This is a genomic window from Streptomyces sp. SM1 (assembly GCF_002910825.1).
Lineage (GTDB): Bacteria > Actinomycetota > Actinomycetes > Streptomycetales > Streptomycetaceae > Streptomyces > Streptomyces okerensis.
In genome coordinates, this window is the sequence record NZ_NEUB01000837.1 from 1 (window position 1) to 7,932 (window position 7,932).

Sequence of the window (7,932 nt, forward strand, 5' to 3'; positions counted from 1 at the left end):
CCCCGCGGCCCACTCCTCCACCGCGCCGGCCCCGCGCCGCAGCAGCCGTGCCCCGCCGGTGACGTTCCCCCGCGCGGCATGGGTGAGGCCCACGGCGAGCTGGGCCAGCCCCCGCCACAGCTCCCGCTCCTCCTGGGGCCCCGACTTCCAGGCGTCCTCGAACACCTCGTGCGCGTGGAACGGCTTCCCCTCGTCCAGCAGCCGCTGCGCCTCCGCCACGCTCTCCTCCGGCCGCCGCACCATTCCCTCCGGCTGTCGGGGCACACCCTCCGTGCCGTACGGCAGGGGCCGTCCGAGTCCGTCACGGGGCCGCGCGTTGCGCGCCCGCCCCTCGGTGTCCCGGTCCCGCGCGGCGGACGTCCGGCGCGGGGAAGTACCGTCCATGCTTCCCATACGCCGATTGTCCCCCGCCCGACGCCGGCTTCGGAGCGGGCCCGGGTGTGGGGTAAAGTGATGCACGCGTGATCACGCGGTTCACCGCGCGTGAGCACACCGGGACGTGGCGCAGCTTGGTAGCGCACTTGACTGGGGGTCAAGGGGTCGCAGGTTCAAATCCTGTCGTCCCGACTTGCGGCACAGCAGGTCGTCGGGCCGTATCGGAGGACTCCGGTACGGCCTTCTCGCCATCCCGGGCCCGTGAACCGCGTCGTGATAGAAGCGGGCATGACCACTGTGCACCCGCCCTCCCGGCCGCCGGAGAGCCGATGACCGCCGGCATCGGCACCCCCGACCGCCGGGGCCGCACCGGACTCGACCGGACCGGCCGCGACCTCACCGGCAACCCGCGCGTGCGGGTCCGGGACGTGAAGCTGCTGTCCAGTCACTGGTACGTCGAGCGCACCACGACCTTCGACCTCCAGCGCGCCGACGGCACCTGGAGCACCCAGGAGCGCGAGACCCACGACCGCGGCAACGGCGCCACCATGCTCCTCTACGACACCGGGCGCGAAACCGTCCTCCTCACCCGCCAGTTCCGCTTCCCCGTCTACGTCAACGGCCACCCCGACGGTCTGCTGATCGAGACACCGGGCGGCCTGCTCGACGACGAGGACGAGCACCCGGAGGCCGCCGTACGCCGTGAGGTGGTGGAGGAGACCGGCCACACCATCGGCCCCGTCCAGCACGTGTTCGACGTCTATATGAGCCCCGGCTCGGTCACCGAACGCGTCGGTTTCTACGCCGCCGCCTACGGCCCCTCGACCCGCACCCACGAGGGCGGTGGCCTCGACGAGGAGGGCGAGGACATCGAGATCCTCGAACTGCCCTTCCGGGAGGCCCTGCGGATGATCCGCACGGGCGGGATCAACGACGCGAAGACCATCATGCTCCTCCAGTGGGCCGCCCTGGAGGGCCCGTTCGCGGGCGTCAGCGCAGGCTGACCCGGGCCGCCACCGGCAGGTGGTCGCTGCCGGTGGCGGGCAGGGCGCGGATGTGGTCGACGCTCGCCGAGCGGGCCATGACCTGGTCGATCCGGGCCAGCGGCAGGGCGGCGGGGAAACTGAAGGCGAAGCCCCGACGCGGCCCGCCCAGCCGCGAGGTCAGCGGGGCCAGCCCGCGGTCGTCGACCGTTCCGTTGAGGTCGCCCAGCAGGATCACCGTCTCCTGCCGCTCGGCGGCCACGGCCCGGCCCAGCCGGCCCGCGCTCTCGTCGCGGCGCGAGGACGCCAGGCCGGCCGCCCCCACCCGGATCGACGGCAGGTGCGCGACGTACGCCGCGATCTCGCCGTACGGCGTGTGCACCACGGCCCGCAGCCCACGGCTCCAGGGCTCCGTGATGTCCCGGGGCCTGATGTCCGTCGTCCGGGCGCCGCTGAGCGGATGCTTCGACCACAGCCCGACGGTGCCCCGGACCACGTGGTGCGGATAGTCCGCGGCGAGCGTCCTGCCGTAGACCGTCAGCGCCGGCGGCACCAGCTCCTGCAGCGCGATGAGATCGGGTCCCGCCCCGGCCAGGGCCCGGGCCGTGCCGGCCGGATCGGTGTTCTCGTCGCTGACGTTGTGCTGCACCACGACCAGGGATCGCGGTCCGGACGCCGCCCCGGGCAGCAGCAGCCCCCCGAAGAGGTACGTCCACGCCGCCGTGGGCAGCAGCAGCGCCAGCAGGGCGAGGGCCGAACGGCGCAGCAGTGCCAGGCCGAACAGCGGGACGACCGCCAGGCCCAGCCACGGCAGGAACACCTCGAGCAGACTGCCCAGCCGTCCCGGCGTGTTGGGCACGAGTGCGTGGCACACCAGCAGCCCGGCCGTCAGCACCGCGAGCAGGGCGGGCACCCGCCCCCGCGTCCACACCCGGCGGCCCCGCGAAACGGCCGTCCTCCCCGCCGCCGTCACACCGCCGCCCTCCCGCTCCGTCCGTGCCCCGTCCGCCCGGCTCGTCGTACAGGACGAACCGCGAGGTGAATTCAGGTTCCACCGGGGACGGGGAAGACGGTGCCACACCCTTGACCTGGAGTGCTCTTCAAGAGGAAGACTCCCGTCCCGTGCCCCGACGACGGGGTGTGAACCGGGAGGAATCCGTGATGAGGTACCGCACCATCGGCACCGGCCCGCACAGCCGCCGCGTGAGCGTCCTGGCGCTCGGCGCGATGCTGTTCGGGTCGGTGACCGACGAGAGGACCGCCTTCGCCCTGCTCGACCGCTACGTGGAAGCCGGCGGCAACTTCATCGACACATCCGACAACTACGCCTTCTGGACCGACGGCGGCCAGGGCGGACAGAGCGAGGAACTGCTCGGCCGCTGGCGGCGCAGCCGGGGGGCCGGGGACGACCTCGTCTTCGCGACCAAGCTCGGCGCACGGCCCCTCGCTCCCGGCACCAGCTACATCGACAACCCCGAGGGCCTGTCCGCGAAGGTGATCCGGGAATCGTCCGAACGCAGCCGCGACCGGCTCGGACTGGAGCGGCTCGACCTGCTGTACGCGCACATCGACGACCCCGCCGTCCCGCAGCGGGAGACGGTCGAGGCCTTCGCGGCCCTCGTCGCCGAGGGCACCGTGGGGCTGCTCGGCGTGAGCAACCAGGCCGTGTGGCGGGTGGAGCGGGCCCGCGCGCTCGCGGCGGCCGCCGGACTGCCCGGCTACGAGGTCCTGCAGTACCAGCACAGCTATCTGCGCCCCCGCTCCGACGTCCCCGAGGACCTCTTCCCCGACGGCGGTCTCGGCCACGCCGGAGCGGAAACGGCCACCTACCTCCGGGCCGAGCCCGGGCTCACCCTGGTCGCCTACTCGCCGCTGCTCAGGGGCGCCTACGCCCACCCCGGACGGCTGCCCCACGACTACGACCACCCGGGCACCCCGGCCCGCCTCGCGGTGCTGCGCGAGGTCGCCCGGGAGACGGGGGCGACGCCCGGACAGGTCGCGCTGGCCTGGCAGTTCGGCCACGAACTGCCGGTCGTTCCGCTGGTGGGGGTGTCCTCCCTGACGCAGCTGGAGGAGAACCTGGCGGCGGTGGACCTGGAACTGTCGCCGGAGCAGCGGGCCCGGACGGACGCGGCGCACTGACCTCCGGCCGGCGCCTCAGGACCTGACCAGCAGCTGGAAGTCGAACGAGTACCGGGACGCACGGTAGATGTGGGTGCCGTACTCCACCGGACGTCCGGTGTCGTCGTAGGCCGTGCGCTGCATGGTGAGCAGGGCGGCGCCCTCCTTCTCGTCGAGCCGGGCGGCCTCCTGCGCGGTGGCCGACCGGGCACCGACGGTCTGGCGTGCGCTGTGCAGGGTGATGCCGGCCGTGCGCAGCATCCGGTACAGGCCGGTCGCCTCCAGGCGGGCGCTGTCCAGGTCCAGCAGGCCCGGGGGGAGGTAGTTGCCGAGCAGGGCGACCGGCTGGCCGTGGGTGCGGCGCAGGCGTTCCAGCAGGACCACCTCGCCGCCCTCGGCCAGCCCCAGGGCGGCCGCGACGCCCGCGGGCGCCGGAACCGTCTCGTTGCGGACCACCTGTGTGGTCGGTCCCTGGCCGGCCGCCTCCAGGTCGTCGTAGAGGCTGCTCAGCTCCAGGGGGCGCCGGACATGGCTGTGCACCACCTGCGTACCCACCCCGCGCCGCCGGACGAGCAGCCCCTTGTCGACGAGGGACTGGATGGCCTGGCGGACGGTGGGCCGGGACAGGCCCAGCCGCACCGACAGATCCACCTCGTTGCCCAGCAGGTTGCCCGGGGCGAGGACACCGTGCTCGATCGCCGCCTCCAGCTGCTGCGCCAGCTGGTGGTACAGCGGTACCGGACTGCCCCGGTCCAGGGCGAAGTCCAGCGTGCTCAGCGCGGGTTCGGCCGCGGCACGTGCGCGGTCGCCGGTCTTCGCCATGGAACGTATCTCCCTCTTGGGGCTCGTAGGAGCGCGGACGGTGCGGACGGGGTTCAGAGGTGGCGGCGGCGTCCGGCGACCTGGGATGCGTACCGTTCGCGGGCCAGGACCGCGGCCTCGCGGGACGCCACCTCGGCCACCGGCACGTCCCACCAGGCCTCGGCCGGTGGGGCGGTCGGCGCCGGGTCGGTCTCGACGTACACACAGGCCGGACGGTCGCAGTCGCGGGCCTCGGCCAGCGCGTTCCGCAGTTCGCCCACTGTCCTGGCCCGCAGCACCCGCATGCCCAGGCTGGCCGCGTTCGCGGCGAGGTCGACGGGCAGCGGTGCGCCGGTGAAGGTCCCGTCGGCGGCCCGGTGACGGTAGGCGGTGCCGAAGCGTTCGGCGCCCACCGACTCCGACAGGCCGCCGATGGAGGCGTACCCGTGGTTCTGGATCAGGACCAGCTTGACCGGCAGGTTCTCCTGGACGGCCGTGACGATCTCCGTCGGCCCCATCAGATAGGTGCCGTCGCCGACCAGCGCCCAGACGGGGGTGCCGGGCGCGGCCTGCTGGACACCCAGCGAGGCGGGGATCTCGTAGCCCATGCAGGAGTAGCCGTACTCCAGGTGGTACTGGCGGGGGCTGCGGGCGCGCCACAGCTTGTGCAGGTCGCCGGGGAGCGAACCGGCCGCGTTGATCACCACGTCCTCGTCGCCGACCACCGCGTCGAGCGCGCCGACCACCTGCGTCTGGGTCGGTACGGCGCTGTCGTCGTCGGCCCGGTAGGCGGCCTCGACGACCCGCTCCCAGCGCTCCTTGCCGGCCCGGTACTCCGCCTCGTACGACTCCTCCACGCGGTGTCCGGCCAGTGCCTCGGTGAGCCGCTCCAGACCGGTCCGCGCGTCGCAGACCAGCGTGCGCGCCGCCAGCTTGTGGGCGTCGAAGCCGGTGATGTTGAGGTTGAGGAAGCGCACGTCCGGGTGCTGGAAGAGGGTGCCGGAGGCGGTGGTGAAGTCGGTGTAGCGGGTGCCGACGCCGATCACCAGGTCGGCGGTGCGGGCGAGGTCGTCGCTCACCGCCGTCCCGGTGTGGCCGATGCCTCCGAGGTCGGCGGGGTGGTCGTGGCGCAGGGAGCCCTTGCCGGCCTGGGTGGAGGCGACCGGGATGCCGGTGGCGTCCGCCAGCGCCCGCAGCGCGTCCTCGGCCTCGCTGTGGTGGATCCCGCCGCCCGCGACGATCAGCGGCCGCCGTGCCGCCCGTACGGCCGCCACGGCCGCCGACAGCTCCACCGGGTCCGGGGCGGGACGCCGTACGGACCACACGCGTTCGGCGAAGAACTCCTCCGGCCAGTCGTACGCCTCCGCCTGCACGTCCTGCGGGAGGGCCAGCGTGACCGCGCCGGTCTCGGCCGGGTCGGCGAGCACCCGCATGGCGTTCAGCGCGGAGGGGATCAGCGCCTCGGGGCGGGTGACGCGGTCGAAGTACCGCGACACCGGCCGCAGTGTGTCGTTGACCGACACATCGGCCTCCACCGGGTGTTCCAGCTGCTGGAGCAGCGGATCGGCGGCGCGCGAGGCGAAGTAGTCGCCGGGCAGCAGGAGGACGGGCAGCCGGTTGACGGTGGCGAGGGCGGCGCCGGTGACCAGGTTGGTCGCGCCGGGGCCGATGGAGGTCGTCACCGCCTGCGCGGAGAGCCGGTTCAGCTGACGGGCGTAGCCGACCGCCGCGTGCACCATCGCCTGCTCGTTGCGGCCCTGGTGGTAGGGCATCACGTCCGCGTGCTCGACGAGCGCCTGCCCGATCCCGGCCACGTTGCCGTGACCGAAGATGCCCCAGGTGCCCGCGACCAGCCGGCGGCGCGCGCCGTCGCGTTCGGTGTACTGGACGGACAGGAACCGCACCAGGGCCTGGGCGGTCGTCAGCCGGCGGGTGGTGGCGCTCATGCGGACCTCTCCGGTGCGGTGTAGAGGGGGAGTCGGGGGTCGACGCCCTGGTCCTGCCAGGTGTCGCGGATCCAGGCGTGGCCGGGGTGGTCGCAGATCAGCCAGGCGCGTTCCTCCCCGGGCCCCGCCATGACGTTGAGGTAGTACATGTGGTGGCCGGGTACGGCCATGGACGGGCCGTGCCAGCCGTCCGGGATGAGGACGACGTCACCGTCGCGCACCTCCGCCAGCACGTCCGTGTCCCGGCCCGGACCGGAGGGGGAGACGCGCTGGTAGCCGAGGCCCGGGGTGCCTCCGTGGCCGGCGAACTCGAAGTAGTAGATCTCCTCCAGCACGGACTCCTCGCCCGGCCGGTGCTCGTCGTGCTTGTGCGGCGGGAAGGACGACCAGTTGCCGCCGGGGGTGAGCACCTCGACGGCGATCAGCCTGTCGCATTCGAACACGCCTGCCGCGCCGAAGTTGTTGACCTGCCGTGAGCAGTTCCCGGTGCCGCGCAGCTCGACGGGCACGCCGGAGGCGGGCCCGTAGCGGGCGGGCAGCCGGCGGGTGCAGCGGGCGCCGGTGAGCGCGAACCGGCCGCCGCCGGCCGAGGACACGCTCGCGCGCGCGTCGCGCGGGACGTAGGCGAAGTCGGTCACTCCGTCGAACACGCTGGAGCGGCCGGTGAGTCCGAAGGTGTCGTGGCCGTGGCCGTCGTCCACGGCGACCGTGCAGCCGCCGCTCAGCGGCAGCACGATCCACTCGCTCCCGCCGGCGTCGAAGGTGTGCGTGCCGCCCGGCGGCAGCTCCAGGACGCGCAGACTCGTGTAACCCCAGCCGGCGGACTCGGGGGTCACGTCGACGACGTAAGGGCCGGAAACGGCCTTGCCCGCGGGAAGGTGATACGTCATGCGGTGCCTCTCGTCTTCGTACGGGCCGGTCACAACAGTCCGACGGCCGTGTCGACCGCCGCCTCCACACTGCCCTCGGCCGGATAGAGCAGCGAGCGGCCGACGACCATCCCCTGCACGGTGGGCAGCCGCAGCGCCTTGCCCCACCGCTCGTACGCCGCCTCCTGGTCGCCGACCTCGCCGCCGAGCAGCACGACGGGCAGCGTCGAGGTCCGCAGCACCTCCGCCATGTCGTCGACGTCGTCGGTGACGGGGAGTTTCAGCCAGGTGTAGGCGGAGGTGCCGCCCAGTCCGGAGGCGATGGCGATGGAGCGGGTGACGGCCTCGGCGGACAGGTCGTTGCGCACCCGGCCGTCCACCCGGCGGGAGACGAACGGCTCCACGAACACCGGCAGCCGGCGCTCGGCCATGGCGTCGACGGCGCGGGCGGAGGACTCCAGGGTGGTGAGTGACCCGGGGTCGTCGTAGTCGATCCGGACCAGCAGCTTGCCGGCGTCGAAGCCCAGCCGGGCGATGTCCTCGGCGCGGTGGCCGGTGAAGCGGTCGTCCATCTCGAAGGACGCGCCGGCCAGGCCGCCGCGGTTCATCGAACCCATGACGACCTTGTTCTCCAGCGCCCCCAGCAGCAGCAGGTCCTCCAGGATGTCGGCGGTGGCCAGCACCCCGTCCACTCCCGGCCGGGACAGCGCGATGCAGAGACGTTCCAGCAGGCCGGCGCGGTCCGCCATGGCCAGCCGCCGTTCGCCGATGCCGAGCGCGCCCCGGGCGGGGTGGTCGGCGGCCACGATCAGCAGCCGGCCGCTGTCGCCGATCAGC

At 73.5% G+C, this 7,932-nt stretch carries 8 protein-coding genes and 1 tRNA gene; 3 read left to right on the plus strand and 6 right to left on the minus strand.

The window, feature by feature from the left end; all coding sequences use genetic code 11:
• Window positions 1–393: DUF309 domain-containing protein (locus B9S61_RS26880; protein ID WP_103544560.1), on the minus strand; the 393-nt coding region annotated here is incomplete at its 3' end.
• 100 nt (window positions 394–493) lie between these two features.
• On the opposite strand from B9S61_RS26880, the gene B9S61_RS26885 reads away from it, so the two are divergent.
• Together B9S61_RS26885 and B9S61_RS26890 are read left to right on the plus strand one after the other, a co-directional pair.
• A tRNA-Pro gene (locus tag B9S61_RS26885) sits at window positions 494–567 on the plus strand.
• A 137-nt stretch (window positions 568–704) separates the two neighbouring features.
• Window positions 705–1,379: an NUDIX domain-containing protein gene (locus tag B9S61_RS26890; protein WP_103544555.1), complete on the plus strand. Its 675-nt coding sequence runs from the start codon at window positions 705–707 to the stop codon at window positions 1,377–1,379.
• Here B9S61_RS26890 and B9S61_RS26895 read toward each other — a convergent pair.
• Window positions 1,366–2,289 (minus strand): endonuclease/exonuclease/phosphatase family protein, encoded by a 924-nt coding sequence (locus tag B9S61_RS26895; protein WP_374936247.1) that lies wholly within the window; start codon window positions 2,287–2,289, stop codon window positions 1,366–1,368. The genes B9S61_RS26890 and B9S61_RS26895 overlap by 14 nt on opposite strands.
• 230 nt (window positions 2,290–2,519) lie before the next feature.
• Between B9S61_RS26895 and B9S61_RS26900 the strand changes: the two genes are divergently transcribed.
• On the plus strand, window positions 2,520–3,500 hold the full coding sequence (locus B9S61_RS26900; RefSeq protein WP_103544561.1) for an aldo/keto reductase: 981 nt from the start codon (window positions 2,520–2,522) through the stop codon (window positions 3,498–3,500).
• 15 nt (window positions 3,501–3,515) lie between these two features.
• Here the strand turns inward: B9S61_RS26900 and B9S61_RS26905 are convergent, their stop codons facing one another.
• The 4 genes from B9S61_RS26905 to B9S61_RS26920 all read right to left on the minus strand — a co-directional run.
• Window positions 3,516–4,301, minus strand: coding sequence for a GntR family transcriptional regulator (locus B9S61_RS26905; RefSeq protein WP_103544557.1), 786 nt, complete (start codon window positions 4,299–4,301; stop codon window positions 3,516–3,518).
• Window positions 4,302–4,354: 53 nt separating this feature from the next.
• Window positions 4,355–6,226: a 3D-(3,5/4)-trihydroxycyclohexane-1,2-dione acylhydrolase (decyclizing) gene (gene iolD / locus B9S61_RS26910; RefSeq protein WP_103544558.1), complete on the minus strand. Its 1,872-nt coding sequence runs from the start codon at window positions 6,224–6,226 to the stop codon at window positions 4,355–4,357.
• Window positions 6,223–7,116 (minus strand): 5-deoxy-glucuronate isomerase, encoded by an 894-nt coding sequence (iolB, locus tag B9S61_RS26915; protein WP_103544562.1) that lies wholly within the window; start codon window positions 7,114–7,116, stop codon window positions 6,223–6,225. The genes iolD and iolB overlap by 4 nt, the downstream gene beginning before the upstream one ends.
• Before the next feature lie 29 nt (window positions 7,117–7,145).
• The coding region (locus tag B9S61_RS26920; RefSeq protein ID WP_103544559.1) for a deoxyribose-phosphate aldolase at window positions 7,146–7,932 on the minus strand (787 nt) is incomplete at its 5' end.